This is a genomic window from Bradyrhizobium sp. CCGB12 (genome assembly GCF_024199845.1).
Classification (GTDB): Bacteria; Pseudomonadota; Alphaproteobacteria; order Rhizobiales; family Xanthobacteraceae; genus Bradyrhizobium.
This window is the reverse complement of record NZ_JANADO010000001.1, coordinates 3,523,657-3,541,086: the sequence shown is the minus strand read 5'-3', so window position 1 is coordinate 3,541,086 and position 17,430 is coordinate 3,523,657. Positions and strand designations below refer to the sequence as shown.

Genomic DNA, 17,430 nt, shown 5'->3' with positions numbered 1-17,430 from the left:
GAAAAGCGCGGGCAATCCCTTGCGTCGCCGTCAGTCTCCCTGAATCCATTCCGCCAAGCCGCGCCACAGCGTGTCGCGGTGCTCGGGGCGGAAGAAGCCGAAATGGCCGATCGCCTTGGCGCCGACTTCGGACGGTTTCACATTGAGCACTTCCGGCTCGATCGCAGTGAAGCCGCTCGTGAGCAGCTCGACCGCGGGTCGCGTCGCCCAGGGATCGTCGGAGAAGCACAGCGCGCGCAGCTCGCCCTTGAAGTTCGCGAAATTATCCAGCGCCGGCAGTTTTGAATCGAAGAGATAGCGCGGGCTCGAGACCCACTCTGCCCATTGCAGGAAAACGCCCTTGGGGAAATCCTCGCCGATGCCGGCCCAGCCGGGCGCGTAGCCGAGGGCGTGGGCGAGCGGCACGCCGACAAAGTTCATGAAGGCGAAGACGCGATATTTTTCCGGCGAGGTCATCAGCCGCCAGGTCGCGGCCTGCGAGGCCACGAATGCGGCGCGCGAGATTTCCGTGTTGTTCGCGATCAGCCCCAGCGCCTGGCCGCCGAAGGAATGGCCGACATAGGCGAGCGGCAGCTCGTGATAGCGCTCGCGCATCCAGCCCACGGCGGCAGTGACGTCGAGGGCGGCCCAGTCGGACATCGAGGCCTTGAAGCCGACCAGCGATTTTGGCCGGTTGTAGCCGACCATCGCCGGCAGCCGGGAATCGCCGATGCCGCGATAATCGTAGGTCAGGACCGCGCAGCCGCGATGGGCGAGATAGGAGGCAAAGCCGCGATAGATTTTTCGCGGGACGGCGGTGGCCGAGTTGATCAGCACGGCATGGCGCTTGGTGCCGCGTGGCAGGAACAGGGTGCCGGTCAGCCCATACCCGTCGGTCGCCGGGAAGCTGATCTCGTCGATGAAAACGTCGTCCAGTGCCGCGTCCATGGGCACAAGGTATCCTGCCAGTTTCCTTGCCGCTCCCACCAAATGCGAATTTGGCTTTCCCCGCAAGGGTTTGCCGTCCCGAATGGATTTACAACTGGCGGGCCGCGGCCAGCCTGTGTATAAGGCGGCCCTCGCAACCCACAGATCAGGTTGCACTTTTTGCTTCACGGAGAGATTGCGATGTCCGAGCGGTGGACGCCCGAGTCCTGGCGCAGCAAGCCGGTGCTACAGGTGCCCGACTATCCCGACGCCAAGGCCCTCGCCGACGTCGAGGCGCAGCTTGCGACCTTTCCGCCGCTGGTGTTCGCCGGCGAGGCGCGCAATCTGAAGAAGGCCTTGGGCCGGGTTGCGACGGGCGAAGCCTTCCTGCTCCAGGGCGGCGACTGCGCCGAGAGCTTTGCCGAGCACGGCGCCAACAACATCCGCGACTTCTTCCGCGTGCTGCTTCAGATGGCGGTGGTGCTCACCTATGCCGGCGCCGTCCCGGTGGTGAAGGTCGGCCGCATCGCCGGCCAGTTCGCAAAGCCGCGCTCGTCGCCGACCGAGAAAATGAGCGGCGTCGAGCTGCCGAGCTATCGCGGCGACATCGTCAACGACATCGCCTTCACCAAGGAAGCGCGCGTGCCCGATCCGCAGCGCCAGCTGATGGCCTATCGCCAGTCGGCCGCGACGCTGAACCTGCTGCGCGCCTTCGCGACCGGCGGCTACGCCAATCTCGGCAGCGTGCATGAGTGGATGCTCGGCTTCCTCAAGGATAGCCCGCAGTCCCGCCGCTACAAGGAATTGGCCGACCGCATCTCGGACGCGCTCAACTTCATGCGTGCCTGCGGCCTCGATCTCGAAGCCCATCCCGAGCTGCGCGCCACCGATTTCTACACGAGCCACGAGGCGCTGCTGCTCGGCTACGAGCAGGCCATGACCCGCGTCGATTCCACCACCGGCGACTGGTACGCGACCTCGGGCCACATGATCTGGATCGGCGACCGCACCCGCCAGCTCGATCACGGCCATATCGAATATTTCCGCGGCATCAAGAACCCGATCGGGCTCAAATGCGGCCCGTCGCTCAAGCCCGACGAGCTCTTGAAGCTGATCGACGTGCTCAACCCCGACAACGAGCCGGGCCGGCTGACGTTGATCGGTCGCTTCGGGTCGGACAAAGTCGGCGAGCATCTGCCCAACATGGTCCGCGCGGTGCAACGCGAGGGCAGGGTGGTGGTCTGGTCCTGCGATCCCATGCATGGCAACACCATCACCTCGACGTCGGGCTACAAGACGCGGCCGTTCGACCGCATCCTGTCCGAGGTGAAGTCGTTCTTCGCCATCCACGCCGCCGAAGGGACCCATGCCGGCGGCGTGCATCTGGAGATGACCGGCAAGGACGTCACCGAATGCCTCGGCGGCGCCCGCGCGATCACGGACGAGGATCTCAACGACCGCTACCACACGGTCTGCGATCCCCGCCTCAATGCCGAGCAATCCATCGACATGGCTTTCCTGATCGCCGAGCTGCTCAAGCAGGAGCGCGCCGGCAAGGCCAAGCCGATGCCGGCCGCAGCGGGGCTCTAAGACCTTGCTGCGGATCTGGAAGGCCACGATCAATTCCCGCAACGGTCTGGCCTTTGCGTTCCGCTCGGAGCAGGCCGTCCGCGAGGAGATTTTTGCGCTCCTGCTGTCGGTGCCGCTGGCGTGGTTCGTTGGCGCGACCGCGATGCGAGCGGTCGAGCTGGTTTGCTCGGTTGCGTTCGTGCTGACGGTCGAGCTGCTCAACACCGCGATCGAGAAGCTCGCGGACCGGCTGACCATGGACCACGACAAGCAGATCGGCCGGGTCAAGGACATGGGCTCGGCCGCAGTCGGCGTTGCCTTGCTGATGGCCGGCGCGTTCTGGATCATCGCAATCGTCGAGCGGTTGGGTTTCGTCTAGCCAAGGGATCGGACCAGAGCGGCCATGACCGAACGTCTCAACGCATTCGCGGTCGCGCTTGCCCAGCTCAATCCGACCATGGGCGACATCGAAGGCAATGCGGCCAAGGCGCGGGCTGCTCGCGCGCAGGCTATCGCCGAGGGCGCCGATCTCGTGCTGTTTCCGGAGTTGTTCATCGCCGGCTACCCGCCGGAGGATCTCGTGCAGAAGCCGGCGTTCCAGGCCGCCTGCCGCACCGCGATCGAGAGCCTCGCGCGCGAGACCGCGGATGGTGGTCCGGCCATGCTGGTCGGTACGCCCTGGGTCGAGGAGGGCAGGCTCTATAATGCCTGCGCGCTGCTTGACGGCGGCCGTATCTCCGCGCTGCGCTTCAAATGCAATCTGCCGAATTACGGCGTGTTCGACGAGAAGCGACTGTTTGCGCGTGGGCCGGCCGCAGGGCCGGTCACCGTGCGCGGCGTGCGCATCGGCGTGCCGATCTGCGAGGACATCTGGCTGGAGGAGTCCGAGGACTACGAGAACGTGGTCGAGACGCTGGCCGAGACCGGCGCCGAGCTCATCCTGGTGCCGAACGGCTCACCTTACGCCCGCGACAAGAACGACGTACGCTTGTCGGTCGCGGTGGCGCGCGTCACCGAAAGCGGCCTGCCGCTGGTCTATCTGAACCAGGTCTGCGGCCAGGACGAGCTTGTCTTCGACGGCGCTTCCTTCGCGCTCAACGGCGACCTCTCGCTCGCAGCGCAATTGCCGGCGTTCGAAGAGAGCGTCGTCACGCTGCGCTTCACCAGAAACGGCGACGACTGGCGCTGCACCGGGCCGATCGCCGAACAGCCCGAGGGCGACAAGGCAGACTACGCCGCCTGCGTGTTGGGCCTGCGCGATTACGTCGCCAAGAACGGCTTTCCGGGTGTGCTGCTCGGCATTTCCGGCGGCATCGATTCCGCGCTGTGTGCGGCGATCGCGGTCGATGCGCTCGGCGCCGACCAGGTGCATGGCGTGATGCTGCCGTATCGCTACACCGCACCACACTCGATCGCCGACGCCGGCGAGCTCGCCGGCCATCTCGGCATCCGTTATGAGGTTTTGCCGATCGCCGAAGCCGTGACCGGGTTCGAGACCATTTTGTCCGACATCTTCAAGAACCTGCCGCCTGATATCACCGAGGAGAACCTTCAGGCCCGCACCCGCGGCACGCTGCTGATGGCGATCTCCAACAAGATCGGCCTCATGGTGGTGACCACGGGCAACAAGTCGGAAATGTCGGTCGGCTATGCCACGCTCTATGGCGACATGAACGGCGGCTTCAACCCGATCAAGGACATCTACAAGACACAGGTGTTTCGCCTGGCGAGCTTGCGCAACAGCTGGAAGCCGGAGGGGGCGCTCGGTCCCGCCGGCGAGGTCATTCCGCCCGATATCATCACGCGTCCGCCGACCGCGGAGTTGCGTGAGAACCAGCGTGATGCGGACTCACTGCCGCCCTATGACATGCTCGATGCGATCCTGGAGCGCCTGGTCGAACGCGAGGAGCCGCTCGACAAGATCATCGCTGCCGGCTTCGACCGCGACACGGTCACCCGCATCGACCATCTGCTCAACGTCGCCGAATACAAGCGCCGCCAGGCTGCGCCCGGCGTGAAGGTGACGGCCAGGAATTTCGGCCGCGACCGTCGCTATCCCATCACCAACCGCTTTCGCGACAGGGGTGAGCCGTTGCCCGCGGCGGACGAGACGCTGGTCTCGCGCGGCAGCAAGGCATCGATCGACGCGTTCGAGGGCTGAACTCCAGTCTTGAGCGACAGCGGCCCTATGATGGGGTTGCGAAGAACAGCACCCGAAGCAAGTGGGTGTATTCGGATTCGAGCACCATGATCGCCACAAATACCAATACCGCGATCGGCGGCAGCAGGATGGCATAGGCCAAGGCCAGTCGCTCCCAGGCCATGTGCATGAAGACGGCGACGATCAGGCCGGCCTTCAACATCATGAACAGCAGGATCAGCGACCACCTCAGATAGCCATGCAGGCCAAAGTAGTCGACGAGGTAGGAGCACGTGCTGAGGACGAACAACCAGCCCCAGACCACGAGGTACAGCTTGATCGGGTGCTGTTGACCCTTGGCGTGAACGGCTCCCGTTGCGACTGCGCCATGCGCCGGTGCGTGGAGCTGTTCTTCCATATGTATTGCCGCGTTTGCCATGCTCCGACCTCACCAAAGATAGAAAAACGCAAAGATGAACACCCACACGAGGTCGACGAAGTGCCAGTACAGCCCGGTGATCTCGACGATCTCGTAATAGCCCTTGCGGCTTGTGAAAAAGCCGCGCCGTTCGACATCGAAGTCTCCTCGCCAGACCTTTCGCGCGATCGCGATCAGGAAGATCACGCCGATCGTCACGTGAGTGCCGTGGAAACCCGTGATCATGAAAAAGCTCGAGCCAAACTGCGCCGCGCCCCATGGATTGCCCCAGGGTCGAACGCCCTCCATGATCAGCTTGGTCCATTCGAACGCCTGCATTCCGACGAATGTTGCGCCAAATGCCGCCGTGACGAGCATCAGGATTGCGCTTCTCACGCGATCCCTGCGGTAGCCGAAATTGACGGCCATCGCCATCGTTCCGCTGCTGCTGATCAGGACGAACGTCATGATGGCGATCAGGATCAGGGGAATGTGGTGGCCCGCGATAGTGAGGGCGAAGACTTCGCTGGGATTCGGCCACGGCACGGTCGTCGACATGCGCGCCGTCATGTAGGAGAGCAGGAAGCAACTGAAGATGAAGGTGTCGCTGAGGAGGAAGATCCACATCATGGCCTTGCCCCAGGACACGTTCTTGAAGGCGCGCTGATCTGACGCCCAGTCGGCGGCGATGCCACGCCAGCCGTCAAGCCGCGCAGTCGATTGGTCCGAATTTGTCAGCACGGTCTCAGCCATCTGGTCTCGCCTCCCTAGCTCAGCAATTGGCGGCAGATGTTGACGAAATCATCGGTCCAGCCCGTGATAAGACCGAGCAGGATAAGCCAGACCAGCAGCATGAAGTGCCAGTAGATGGCGCACAGTTCCACGCTCAATCGCATCTCGGCGATCGCGGCGCCACGCCACATCTTGGCTGAGGTTCGGCCCAAGGCCACCAGACCGCCCGTCAGATGCAGGCCGTGCACCGCGGTCAACAGGTAGAAGAAGGAATTCGCCGGATTGGACGCTACGAAATATCCGGCAGCCGCGAGCCGTTGCCAGGCCAGGAGCTGTCCGGCGAGGAAGATCACGGCAGATGCTCCGCCAGCGAGCAGACCGATCATGACACTCTCAGTATCGTGTCGCCGAGCGGCCACGTACGACCATTGCAGCGCGACACTGCTCAGCACCAGGATGCTCGTGTTGACCCACAGCAGCCGCGGTACCGGCAGTGGCCGCCAGTCCACCACGCTCATGCGCATCGAGTAGGCGCTGATGAAGAGGACGAATAATGCGCTCGCGACAGCGAGAAACACGCCAAGTCCGACCTTCGCTGCCGGCCAGGTCATGCCATCGCCGCCGGGGAAGTCACCGACCGGGCCTTCCTCCAGCCAGGGCTTGGCGGCCAGCCGCTGCTGCGACAGCCACCATCCGGCGATCCCCGCAAGCACAACCAGGAACAGGATGACGGCGCTCACGAAGCCGCTCCCTGAACGAGCTGCGTCGCGCGTGGTGGCTGGTTCTGCGGAATGAAGTCCTCCGCGGCGCCAGGCACACTGTAGTCATAGGCCCAGCGGTAGACGATCGGGAGCTCCTTGCCCCAATTGCCGTGCCCGGGCGGTGTCTCCGGCGTCTGCCACTCCAGCGTCGTCGCCCGCCAGGGATTGCCGCCCGAGGCCTCACCTTTGAACAGGCTCCAGGCAAGATTGAACAGGAACACCATCTGGCTGAAGCCGACGGTCAGGGCCACCACGGAGATGAAGGCGTTCAGTGAATGGGCCGAGGTCGGGATGAACGACGTGTCGCCGAGTTCGAAATACCGGCGCGGAACCCCGAGCAGTCCGAGATAGTGCATGGGGAAGAAGATCAGGTAGGCGCCGAGGAATGTGACCCAGAAGTGAAACTTGCCCAGGGCATCGTTCAGCATTCGCCCGGTGACCTTGGGGTACCAATGATAGATCGCGCCGAGCACGACCATGATCGGCGCCACGCCCATCACCATGTGGAAATGCGCGACCACGAACATGGTATCCGAGAGAGGTACGTCGACGACGACGTTGCCGAGGAAGAGGCCGGTGAGCCCACCATTGACGAAGGTGATGATGAAGCCGAGCGCGAACAGCATCGGCACCCTGAGATGAATGTCGCCGCGCCACAGCGTCAGCACCCAGTTGTAGACCTTGATGGCCGTGGGGATGGCGATGATGAGCGTCGTGGTGGCGAAGAAGTACCCGAACTGCGGGAACATGCCGCTCACATACATGTGGTGCGCCCACACGATGAAGCTGAGCGCGCCGATGGCCACGATTGCCCAGACCATCATACGGTAACCAAAGATGTTCTTGCGCGCATGCGTGCTGATCAGATCGGAGACGATGCCGAAGGCGGGCAGGGCGACGATGTAGACCTCGGGGTGGCCGAAGAACCAGAACAGGTGCTGGAAGAGCAGCGGGCTGCCGCCGCCATGTTTCGACAGCTGCCCCATCTCCAGGAGGGAGGGCATGAAGAAGCTGGTTCCCAGCAAACGGTCGAACAGCAGCATGACCGAGGCAACGAAGAGTGCAGGGAATGCCAGCAACGCCATGACGGTCGCGGTGAAAATGCCCCACACCGTCAGGGGCAGGCGCATCAACGTCATGCCGCGGGTACGCGCCTGGAGCACCGTGACCACGTAATTCAGCCCGCCCATGGTGAAGCCGATGATGAACAGGATCAGCGACGACATCATGAGGATGATGCCCCAATCCTGCCCGGGCGTTCCGGAGAGGATCGCTTGTGGCGGGTAGAGCGTCCAGCCGGCCCCGGTGGGGCCGCCGGGCACGAAGAATGTCGACGCCAGCACCAGGACTGCGAGCAGATAGATCCAGTAGCTCAGCATGTTCACATAAGGGAAGACCATGTCCCGGGCGCCGACCATCAGCGGGATCAGGTAGTTGCCGAAGCCGCCCAGGAACAATGCGGTGAGCAGATAGATCACCATGATCATGCCGTGCATGGTGATGAACTGGAGATACTGGTTGGCATCGATGAAAGAGAAGGTGCCGGGGAATCCAAGTTGCAGCCGCATCAGCCACGACAGCACCAGGGCCACCAGCCCGATGGCCGAGGCCGTCAGCGAATACTGGATGGCGATTACCTTGGCGTCCTGCGAGAAGACATACCGTGTCCACCAACTCCTCGGATGATAGAGTTCGACCTCAGGTACTTCGGCAGGCGGCGTGCCTGCGATCCCTTCATATGGAATATCGACCATAGAAACCTCCTCGGTCGTTTCCATCGGGGGTGAGGCGTTGGCCTCATGCACCCGATCTATCGTCGCGGCGGCAGCTTGCTACTTGCCGCCGGATTGGTACCTCGCCTTGACGACGGCTTTTGCCGGCGACAATTCGGCAAACGTTTTTTGCTGCTCCAGCCAAGCGTGATATTCACGCTCTTCGTCGACGATGACCTTGGCCCGCATCTGATAATGAGCCGCGCCACAAAGTTCCGCACAGAGAACATCGAACGTTCCGGTTCGGATTGGCTTTATCCAGAAATACGTCACCATGCCTGGAACCATGTCCATCTTGGCCCGGAATTCGGGCACGTAGAAATCGTGGAGGACATCGACCGAGCGCAGGAGAACCTTGATCGGCTTTCCCACTTGAAGGTGCAGGTCGCCGTTCTCGATCACGACGTCGTCCCGTGCATGTGGGTCGTCACCATTGAGGCCCATCGGATTGTCGGAAGCGATGTTGCGGACATCGGATGTGCCCAACTTCCCATCCTTGCCCGGAAGGCGGAAGCTCCATTGCCATTGCTGGCCCATGACCTCGACCTCGGTGGCATCCGCAGGCACCGTCACGAACTGGTGCCAGACCACGAGGCCAGGCGCCAGCATGGCCGCGACGCCGACGCCGGTCCCGACGCTCAGCCACCATTCGAGCCTTTTGTTTTCCGGATTGTAGTCAGCCCGTCTTCCCTCTTTGTGGTGAAAGCGGAAGACGCAATAAGCCATGAAGGCGATGACCGCGACGAAAACGAAGCCCGTAATCCAGAACGTGATGTTGATGGTGTGGTCGATATAGGCCCAGTTCGTGGCGATCGGTGTCCACCACCACGGGCTGTAGATGTGAAACAGCACCGAGCCGATCGCGACCAGAAGCAGTATCAGTGCGACAGCCATCCTGATCCATCCTTGCCATCGAAGGCTGCGGATACGAATCCAGGGCGGAGCTCACGTCTGTTGCGGTGACTGACTTTTCTATGTCGGCTCTCGTGTCGGCATGCCGGCCATCGCCGCGCCTCTTGCCTCGCCCATTTCAACCGGTCGCGCGATGAAAAGCCACGTCGCGACCGGCAATCTCATCGGAGCTGGGGGCGTCTACAGGTTTAAAATGATCCCCGGCGGACCCGGCGTCAATAGCGCATGCTCGTGGTCATTTGGCGCGGACGGCTCTGTTGCTGTGCGAAGGCGTTTAGTCGGCCGAACTCGTCAGCTGCGCAGCGCACAAATTTGTGCGGCTGCTCAATTCACCCAACCGTGAGCACAGCTGTCCGTAGCGCGTACTATGCTTGGAAAGCGGGTCGCGACGGGTTCCGTCCGGCTAGGCTCGTTTCGCAGAACCTGGGTTTGCCGTACTCAGCCCGATCGCGTTTCTCGCTCAAGAGGCGGACACGCGTGGCTGGAGAGCGCGTCGTTTCACCGCCGCGACTTTCAGCAGGGAGGGTGCGTCCATGGCCACTCTGTATTCCGACAACATCGTAAGACGGCACATCTTCGGCGAAGCGGCCTCCTATCCCGTTCGCAAGATCAGCCTGTCTGACCTCGGTGCGGCGCTGCGCCTGGGTTGGGAAGATTTCAAGGCAATGCCGAGTCACGCACTCGTCGTGTGCGTGATTTATCCCGTTCTCGGTCTCGTCCTGTTCAGGATGGTTCTCGGCTATTCGGTGCTGCCGCTACTGTTTCCGCTGGCTGCCGGCTTTGCCTTGATCGGCCCTTTCGCCGCGATCGGTCTCTACGAACTCAGCCGGCGTCGCGAGCGTGGCGAGGAGGTCGATGCATGGGATGCGATCAAGGTGCTGCGCGCACCATCGTTCGGCGCCATGGTCGAGCTCGGCATACTTCTGCTGGTCCTGTTCGGGGCCTGGATCGGTGTCGCGAACGCAATCTATGTCACCATCTTCGGTCACGCGGCGGCCGCAACTATTCCTGACTTTGCAACGCGCGTGCTGACGACGCCGGAAGGCTGGTCGCTCATCATCGTCGGTTGCGGTGTCGGCTTCCTGTTTGCGGTTGTGGCCTTGTGCGTCAGCGTCGTGTCGTTTCCGTTGATGCTCGACCGGCATGCGACTGCGATCGACGCGATCCGCACGTCGCTCCGAGCGGTTGCGGCGAATCCGGTTGCGATGGCCGGATGGGGCCTCACCGTGGCGGTGCTGCTCGTGATCGGCTCGCTACCGCTCTTCGTCGGTCTCGCTGTTGTTCTGCCGGTACTCGGTCATGCCACTTGGCACCTCTATCGGCGGGTGGTTGAGCCGAATCCGAATCCACCGGACGAGCTACCGCTGCCCCCGAAGGGAAAGCGCTACGCGGCGGACTTTCCGGCCAATCTCTTCCCGTGGAGCCGGGAGGGTAAGCAGTAACAGTGAAACGGCCGCGCGCGGCGACCGCATTCGCAGGGCATGAGGGTTAGGGCCTACTTCTGCTGCTGCGGCAGGAAGGTCGGGCCGACCGAACGGATCGGCTTGTTGTCGGAGTTGGCGGTGGTGCCGGTATCCGCCGGCGCCGTTGCCGCGGGTGCAGCTGCCGTGGTCGGCGCCGGAGTCGCACCCTTCTTGGCATTCGCAGGCGTGCCCTTGTTGAGTCGCTGCTGCTGCATCTTCTTGGCGCTCTCCTCGGTGACGATGATGTCGCCTTGCTGCTCGGCCGCCGCCTTGTCGTCGGCCGATTTGAGCGCATCCGCCCAGGTCTGTCCCGCGGCCTTGCAGGAGCAGGACGGGTTGAACTCGCTGCGGAATTTGAACGCGGCCGGGAGCGCCGTGTAGGGCTGGCCGCTGATGGAGACCGCGGAGTTCATGTCTTCGCCGGGATTGCGATGGGTGTAGAGCACGGCTTCCGCGGCGGGGCACAGCGCCTTGCACGTCCTCTCGTCGTCGGGGAAGCGCGCCGGCACGGTCGCAAACGAGATCGGGAAATAGGCGCCGTCGCAGGTGCGCACGCACACGGTGCGGAAGGTGCCGGATTGCGATTGCGGGCCGAGATCGGAAGGCGGCACGGCTTGCGGATTGCCCGCGCTGTTGCCGCCGAACAGATTGCTCAGGAAGTTGCCGCCGCCCTGGGACTGGGCGGCGTTGGCGTATTGCGGGCCGCAATTGTTCTGCGCCAGCGCCAGCAGCACCGAGCGCCGCTGGCTGTCGCGCTCCGGACTGACGCCGCCGGGACCACCGCCGCGCAGCCGCTCGAGATTGCTAGTGATCTGGTCCAGATTGGCGCGCATCTGCTGGATTTGCGTGTTGACCGGGCCGCATTGCGCTTGCTGGCCGCCGAACAGCGAGAAGAAGCCGGAGGAATCGCAGCCCATGCGCTTGGCCTGCATGGTGACGCGGTCGAGCTCGGCCTGCTGACGGGTCTGGGAATCCTGGTAACGGCGGATCTGCTCTTCGCGTGCGGGGTCACCGCCGCCGCCGCGATCGAGCGCAGCGAGCTGGCCTTCCAGTCGCACGCACATCGGATTCGGCCCGAGCCCGTTCTGGCCGGGCTGAGGCGGCGGGCCGGGCGGGCCGGCCTGCGCAAAAGCGCTGGTGGCGAGCACGGCGGTGCTCAAGAGCACGGTGCAGGCAAGGACGAAACGGGCACGGGACAGGGACAAAAATTCAGGCATATCCGCCATTCTAGCGAGGTCACGGCCCGGCATGACTTTGGAGGGCCGAAGCGCGCCCTCCCATAGCCGCTTCCTGCGGCATCGTCACGTCGTTTCAGGGGCCGAAGACTGGTCCTAAGGTCCGCCAGTTCCGAGCGAATTCAGCGCTGGCAGGTGATTGCGACATACTCATCGCAACGGCCATGGGAGCAGTTTGCGCCGGATTTGGGGACGGAGCCTGTAATTTCGTCGGGATCGACCCGGCGATAGGCCGAGGCTTGGGCAAAATCTCGTGACTGGCAGTAGGTGCGCGCGACGGAGGCGCCGCATTTGTCGCCCTTGGCCAGGCACTGGTCGACCCCGTAGCCATCCGCCTGGTTGGCGATGATGAAGACGCGTGTCTCGGCGCAAGCGCTGGATGCCGCAATGACAGAGGCGCCGAAAATGAGCGCGCATAGGGATCGCATGAAAACACCTGGGGGCCGAAAAGGAACTGCCAGTTCCAGAATGGGCTCAAATGGTTAGGGGATCATGAACCATCGCGACGGACTGCTCGCTTTGCGGAGATAGGGCGGCGTTTTCGCGGCTCTCTTGACGCGGGGCCGCCTCATAGCCCATATGTCGCCTCATGAACGGTCTCCTCGCCATTTGCGCCATTTGCCGCGAGATTACGAGCTAGCGATTCGCTGGCTGGAGCCGTCTTTTCTCAAAACCATTGAGAGCCCTGGACGCCCGGCCAACAGCCGACGGGTATCCATATGGAATTGCGCCTTTACGATACGCTGAGCCGGGAAAAGCGGACCTTTGCACCGCTCGATGCGAGCAACGTCCGCATGTATGTCTGCGGACCGACCGTCTACGACTTCGCCCATATCGGCAATGCGCGGCCGGTGATCGTGTTCGACGTGCTGTTTCGGCTGCTGCGCCATCTCTACGGCGAGGCGCACGTCAAATATGTCCGCAACATCACCGACGTCGACGACAAGATCAATGACCGCGCCGCGCGGGATTTTCCCGGCCTGCCGCTGAACGAGGCCATTCGCAAGGTCACCGAGCAGACCGGCAGGCAGTTTCACGCCGATGTTGATGCGCTTGGTGCGCTCCGGCCGAGCGTCGAGCCGCGTGCGACCGAACATATCGGTGAGATGCGCGAGATCATTGAAAGACTGGTCGTCGGCGGCTTTGCCTATGTCGCCGAGGATCATGTGCTGTTCTCGCCGCAGGCGATGAACGCGACCAATTCCGACCTGCCGCGCTATGGCGCGCTATCCAATCGCTCGCTGGACGAGATGGTCGCCGGCGCCCGCGTCGATGTCGCGCCCTACAAGAAGGGCAACACCGACTTCGTGCTGTGGAAGCCGTCCAAGCCCGGCGAGCCGTCTTGGCCGTCTCCGGCCGGCATCAAGGCTGAGGGACGTCCGGGCTGGCATATCGAGTGCTCGGCCATGGCCTGGAAACATCTCGGCGAGCATTTCGACATCCATGGTGGCGGCATCGATCTCGTGTTTCCGCATCACGAGAACGAGCTCGCGCAGACCTGCTGCGCCTTTCACCAGCAGCGCATGGCGAACTACTGGATGCACAACGGCTTCCTCCAGGTGGAGAGCGAGAAGATGTCGAAGAGCCTCGGCAACTTCATCACCATCCATGAACTGCTTGCGGATTGGCCGGGCGAGGTGCTGCGCCTGAACATGCTGAAGACGCATTACCGCTCGCCGATCGACTGGACCATGAAGTCGCTGGAGGAGAGCGCCAAGACGCTAGACGACTGGTATCGCGTCGCCGCCGACGTCGAGCCCGGCAGGCCGGCCGCGTCCGTGGTCGAGCCGCTGCTCGACGACCTCAACACGTCGCTGGCGATCGCGGCGCTGCACGGCCTGCGCGGCAGCGACGTGAATGCGTTGGCGGGATCATTGCGGCTGCTCGGCTTTCTCTCCGAGAGCGCTGCGCAATGGGAAGGCCGCAAGCAGCAGGCGAGCGGCATCGATGCAAAGGAGGTCGAGCGCCTGATTGCGGAGCGAACGGCTGCGCGTGCGCGCAAGGACTTTGGGGAGTCCGACCGCATCCGCGACCTGCTCGCCGCGATGGGCGTTGCGATCAAGGACTCCAAGGACGGCACGACCTGGGAGATTGCGCGATGAAGCGGCCCGACACGCCTTTCCCACGGCACTGGCTCTATTACATAGCGCTGAAAATCCTGCTGCTCGGCGCCGCCGTGGCGATCGTGCTGAAACTCTTTGGGATGTGGTGAAGACGATGGGACAAGCTTTACCAAAGCCCGGCTTGCGGCCGTTCCTGCCTGATGACGTGCCGGTGCTCGCTGCGATCTTCACCGCCAGCATCGAGGAGCTGACCGGCGACGACTATAGCGAGGCACAGCAGGAAGCCTGGATGGCTGCCGCCGAGGACGAGGAGTTCGGCAAGCGGCTCGCCTCCGACCTGACGCTGATCGCGACGCTCGAGGGCTCGCCGGTCGGCTTCGCCTCGCTGCGCGGCAACGATCACGTCCGCATGCTCTACGTGCATCCGGCGGTGGCCGGGCAGGGCATCGCGACCATGCTGGTCGACGCGCTGGAGAAGCTTGCAGGCGGCCGTGGCGCGACAAGTCTTTCGGTCGATGCCAGCGACACCGCCCAAAACTTCTTCGCCAAGCGCGGCTACACGGCCCAGCAGCGCAACAGCGTCACCATCAACGACGAGTGGCTCGCCAACACCACCATGAAGAAGACGCTCGGAGCGGGGCAATGAGCAAGGAGCGCCTTTATCTGTTCGACACCACCCTGCGCGACGGGGCCCAGACCAATGGCGTCGATTTCACGCTGACTGACAAGCAGGTCATCGCGGCGATGCTCGATGATCTCGGCATCGACTATGTCGAGGGCGGCTATCCCGGCGCCAATCCGCTCGACACCGAGTTCTTCGGCTCCAAGCCCAAGCTCGCCCATGCGCGCTTCACGGCGTTCGGCATGACGCGCCGGGCAGGGCGCTCCGTCTCCAACGATCCCGGCGTTGCCGGGCTGCTGGAAGCAAAGGCCGACGCAATCTGCTTCGTGGCAAAATCCTCGGCCTATCAGGTACGCGTCGCGCTGGAGACGACGAAGGACGAGAATCTCGCCTCGATCCGCGACAGCGTTGCGGCGGCGAAGGCCGCAGGGCGCGAGGTGATGCTCGACTGCGAGCATTTCTTCGACGGCTACAAGGAGGACGCCAGCTTTGCGCTCGCCTGCGCCAAGGCCGCCTATGAGGCCGGCGCGCGCTGGGTGGTGCTGTGCGACACCAATGGCGGCACCATGCCTGACGAGGTCGGGGCCATCGTCACTGAAGTGACGAAACACATCCCCGGCGATCATGTCGGCATCCACGCCCATAACGACACCGAGCAGGCGGTGGCAAATTCGCTTGCCGCGGTGCGGGCCGGCGCGCGGCAGATCCAGGGTACGCTCAACGGCCTTGGTGAGCGCTGCGGCAATGCCAATCTCTGCTCGCTGATCCCGACGCTGAAATTGAAGAAGGATTTTGCCGACACCTTCGAGATCGGCGTCACGATCGAGAAGCTGGCAACACTCGTCAAGGTCTCGCGCACGCTCGACGACATGCTCAACCGCGCGCCAAACCGGCATGCGGCCTATGTCGGCGAGAGCGCCTTCGTGACCAAGACCGGCATTCACGCCTCGGCCGTGCTGAAGGACCCGCAGACCTACGAGCACGTGCTGCCGGAGTTGGTCGGCAATCACCGCAAGGTGCTGGTGTCCGACCAGGCCGGACGCTCCAATGTCATCGCCGAGCTCGACCGCGCCGGCATTCCCTACGAGAAGAGCGATCCGAAGCTGACGCGCCTCGTCGAGGAGTTGAAGGAGCGCGAGGCGCAAGGTTACGCCTATGAATCCGCCAATGCTTCGTTCGAGCTGCTGGCGCGTCGCACGCTCGGCAAGGTGCCGCATTATTTCGAGGTCGAGCAGTTCGACGTCAATGTCGAGCAGCGCTACAACGCGCTCGGCGAACGCGTCACCGTGGCGCTCGCCGTGGTCAAGGTCGACGTCGCCGGTGAGCGCCTGATCTCGGCGGCGGAAGGCAACGGCCCCGTCAACGCGCTCGACGTTGCCTTGCGAAAAGACCTCGGCAAGTACCAGAAATACATCGAGGGCTTGACGCTGATCGACTACCGCGTGCGTATCCTCAACGGCGGCACCGGCGCGGTCACGCGCGTCCTGATCGAGAGCGAGGACGAGAACGGCGACCGCTGGACCACGGTGGGCGTGTCCCCCAACATCATCGACGCCTCGTTCCAGGCGCTGATGGATTCGGTGATCTACAAGCTCGTGAAATCGGGCGCGCCGGCGTAGGATTGTCGACGTGGGTGACGGCGGCGCCACAAACGCCGTCATTGCGAGCGAAGCGAAGCAATCCAGAGTGTCACCGCGGAGGGATTCTGGATTGCTTCGCTGCGCTCGCAATGACGAGGAGGAGAGGGCACGGACATGATCGACCACATCTCCTTCGGCGTCAGCGATCTCGACCGCGCCGCCAAATTCTACGAGGGCACGCTCGCGGCCCTCGGCCTTACGCGTCTCGTGACGCGGCCGCGGACGGTCGGCTTCGGCAAGGCCTATCCGGAGTTCTGGATCAATCTGCGCGAGGGCATGCCGGCCGTAGCATCGGAGAGCGGCGTGCACATTTGCCTGCGGGCGAAGACGACTGATGAGGTCGATGCATTTCACGCCGCCGCGCTGTCCACCGGTGGTGCCTCCGACGGCGCGCCGGGCATCCGCCCGCACGATCGCGTGCGCTACTACGCGGCCTTCGTCACCGATCCCGATGGTAACCGGATCGAGGCGGTGACGTTTCCGGGCGAGTAGCCGTCAAAGCTTGCGCGCGACTTCCGGAGCGAGCTGCTTTTCCGACTCGGCGATCTGGGCGGCTGCCGTCTTCAGCTTCGGCAGAATGTCCTCGACCCGATCGGCCTTGAGGATGTCGACCGAGAGGCCGGCACGGATGAACTCGGTCTGTCGCATATGCGACAGCAGCGAGAACAGCGGCTCCCAGAAATTGTCGATATTGGCGAGCAGCACCGGCTTGGCGTGACGGCCGAGCTGCTTCCAGGTCAACTGCTCGACCAGCTCCTCCAGCGTGCCGACGCCTCCTGGCAGCGCCACGAAGGCGTCGGAGCGTTCGAACATCAGCCGCTTGCGCTCATGCATGTCGGGGGTGACGATCATCTCCTGCACGCGAGTCAGCGCATTCTCGCGCATCCGCAGGAATTCAGGAATGATGCCGGTGACGGTGCCGCCGTTATCGAGGACTGAAGTTGCGACCGAGCCCATCAGACCGAGCGAGCCGCCGCCATAGACCAGGCGGATGCTGTTCTCGGCGAGCGCCTTGCCGAACGCTTTGGCACCTTCGGTGAAGCGGGGATTGGTTCCGGGGCCGGAGCCGCAATAGACACAGACGGTTTTGATCGTGCTCATTGGTGCCATGATGCATTGCAGCGAAGAGGCGTCAAGCCCTATCGGTGATTCGGGACTTCCGGGAATCTACCGGTAAATGGCGACAAACAATCGAAG

General features: G+C 63.4%; 17 protein-coding genes. 8 read left to right on the top strand and 9 right to left on the bottom strand.

Annotated features, from left to right (window positions below; all coding sequences use genetic code 11):
* Positions 1-30 precede the first annotated feature (30 nt).
* Positions 31-927 (bottom strand): alpha/beta fold hydrolase, encoded by an 897-nt coding sequence (locus tag NLM27_RS17055; protein ID WP_254144410.1) that lies wholly within the window; start codon positions 925-927, stop codon positions 31-33.
* A 180-nt stretch (positions 928-1,107) separates the two neighbouring features.
* Between NLM27_RS17055 and NLM27_RS17050 the strand changes: the two genes are divergently transcribed.
* From NLM27_RS17050 to NLM27_RS17040, 3 genes are read left to right on the top strand one after another with little or no spacing between them, the layout of a single operon-like run.
* Positions 1,108-2,496: a class II 3-deoxy-7-phosphoheptulonate synthase gene (locus NLM27_RS17050; RefSeq protein ID WP_254144409.1), complete on the top strand. Its 1,389-nt coding sequence runs from the start codon at positions 1,108-1,110 to the stop codon at positions 2,494-2,496.
* Positions 2,497-2,500: 4 nt separating this feature from the next.
* Positions 2,501-2,854: a diacylglycerol kinase gene (locus NLM27_RS17045; RefSeq protein WP_254144408.1), complete on the top strand. Its 354-nt coding sequence runs from the start codon at positions 2,501-2,503 to the stop codon at positions 2,852-2,854.
* Positions 2,855-2,878: 24 nt separating this feature from the next.
* Positions 2,879-4,636, top strand: a complete 1,758-nt coding sequence (locus NLM27_RS17040) for an NAD+ synthase (RefSeq protein WP_254144407.1) — start codon at positions 2,879-2,881, stop codon at positions 4,634-4,636.
* A gap of 25 nt (positions 4,637-4,661) precedes the next feature.
* On the opposite strand, the gene NLM27_RS17035 is transcribed toward NLM27_RS17040, so the two are convergent.
* The 5 genes from NLM27_RS17035 to NLM27_RS17015 all read right to left on the bottom strand — a co-directional run bounded on the left by NLM27_RS17035 (position 4,662) and on the right by NLM27_RS17015 (position 9,192).
* Positions 4,662-5,054 (bottom strand): cytochrome C oxidase subunit IV family protein, encoded by a 393-nt coding sequence (locus tag NLM27_RS17035; RefSeq protein ID WP_254144406.1) that lies wholly within the window; start codon positions 5,052-5,054, stop codon positions 4,662-4,664.
* Between the two features lie 9 nt (positions 5,055-5,063).
* Positions 5,064-5,786, bottom strand: coding sequence for a heme-copper oxidase subunit III family protein (locus NLM27_RS17030; RefSeq protein ID WP_254144405.1), 723 nt, complete (start codon positions 5,784-5,786; stop codon positions 5,064-5,066).
* A 14-nt stretch (positions 5,787-5,800) separates the two neighbouring features.
* Positions 5,801-6,505, bottom strand: coding sequence for a cytochrome c oxidase subunit 3 (locus NLM27_RS17025; protein ID WP_254144404.1), 705 nt, complete (start codon positions 6,503-6,505; stop codon positions 5,801-5,803).
* On the bottom strand, positions 6,502-8,280 hold the full coding sequence (locus tag NLM27_RS17020; RefSeq protein WP_254144403.1) for a cbb3-type cytochrome c oxidase subunit I: 1,779 nt from the start codon (positions 8,278-8,280) through the stop codon (positions 6,502-6,504). The genes NLM27_RS17025 and NLM27_RS17020 overlap by 4 nt, the downstream gene beginning before the upstream one ends.
* Positions 8,281-8,358: 78 nt before the next feature.
* Positions 8,359-9,192, bottom strand: coding sequence for a cytochrome c oxidase subunit II (locus tag NLM27_RS17015; RefSeq protein WP_254144402.1), 834 nt, complete (start codon positions 9,190-9,192; stop codon positions 8,359-8,361).
* A gap of 551 nt (positions 9,193-9,743) precedes the next feature.
* Here NLM27_RS17015 and NLM27_RS17010 point away from each other — a divergent pair.
* Positions 9,744-10,652 (top strand): DUF2189 domain-containing protein, encoded by a 909-nt coding sequence (locus NLM27_RS17010; protein ID WP_254144401.1) that lies wholly within the window; start codon positions 9,744-9,746, stop codon positions 10,650-10,652.
* 53 nt (positions 10,653-10,705) lie between these two features.
* On the opposite strand, the gene NLM27_RS17005 is transcribed toward NLM27_RS17010, so the two are convergent.
* Both NLM27_RS17005 and NLM27_RS17000 read right to left on the bottom strand, forming a co-directional pair.
* Entirely contained in the window at positions 10,706-11,899 is a 1,194-nt protein-coding gene (locus NLM27_RS17005; protein ID WP_254144400.1) for a DUF2865 domain-containing protein, read from the bottom strand.
* A gap of 131 nt (positions 11,900-12,030) precedes the next feature.
* Positions 12,031-12,336 carry a hypothetical protein gene (locus NLM27_RS17000; RefSeq protein ID WP_254144399.1) on the bottom strand — a complete coding sequence of 102 codons (306 nt, stop codon included), beginning with the start codon at positions 12,334-12,336 and terminating at the stop codon, positions 12,031-12,033.
* A 291-nt stretch (positions 12,337-12,627) separates the two neighbouring features.
* On the opposite strand from NLM27_RS17000, the gene cysS reads away from it, so the two are divergent.
* The 4 genes from cysS to NLM27_RS16980 all read left to right on the top strand — a co-directional run bounded on the left by cysS (position 12,628) and on the right by NLM27_RS16980 (position 16,725).
* Positions 12,628-14,010, top strand: a complete 1,383-nt coding sequence (cysS, locus tag NLM27_RS16995) for a cysteine--tRNA ligase (protein WP_254144398.1) — start codon at positions 12,628-12,630, stop codon at positions 14,008-14,010.
* Positions 14,011-14,125: 115 nt separating this feature from the next.
* Entirely contained in the window at positions 14,126-14,617 is a 492-nt protein-coding gene (locus NLM27_RS16990) for a GNAT family N-acetyltransferase (RefSeq protein ID WP_254144397.1), read from the top strand.
* Complete coding sequence (gene cimA / locus NLM27_RS16985; protein ID WP_254144396.1) at positions 14,614-16,212, top strand: citramalate synthase; 1,599 nt, start codon at positions 14,614-14,616, stop codon at positions 16,210-16,212. The genes NLM27_RS16990 and cimA overlap by 4 nt, the downstream gene beginning before the upstream one ends.
* Before the next feature lie 135 nt (positions 16,213-16,347).
* Positions 16,348-16,725 (top strand): VOC family protein, encoded by a 378-nt coding sequence (locus tag NLM27_RS16980; protein WP_254144395.1) that lies wholly within the window; start codon positions 16,348-16,350, stop codon positions 16,723-16,725.
* Between the two features lie 3 nt (positions 16,726-16,728).
* Here NLM27_RS16980 and NLM27_RS16975 read toward each other — a convergent pair whose 3' ends face one another.
* Entirely contained in the window at positions 16,729-17,334 is a 606-nt protein-coding gene (locus NLM27_RS16975; RefSeq protein WP_254144394.1) for a TIGR00730 family Rossman fold protein, read from the bottom strand.
* Positions 17,335-17,430 lie beyond the last annotated feature (96 nt).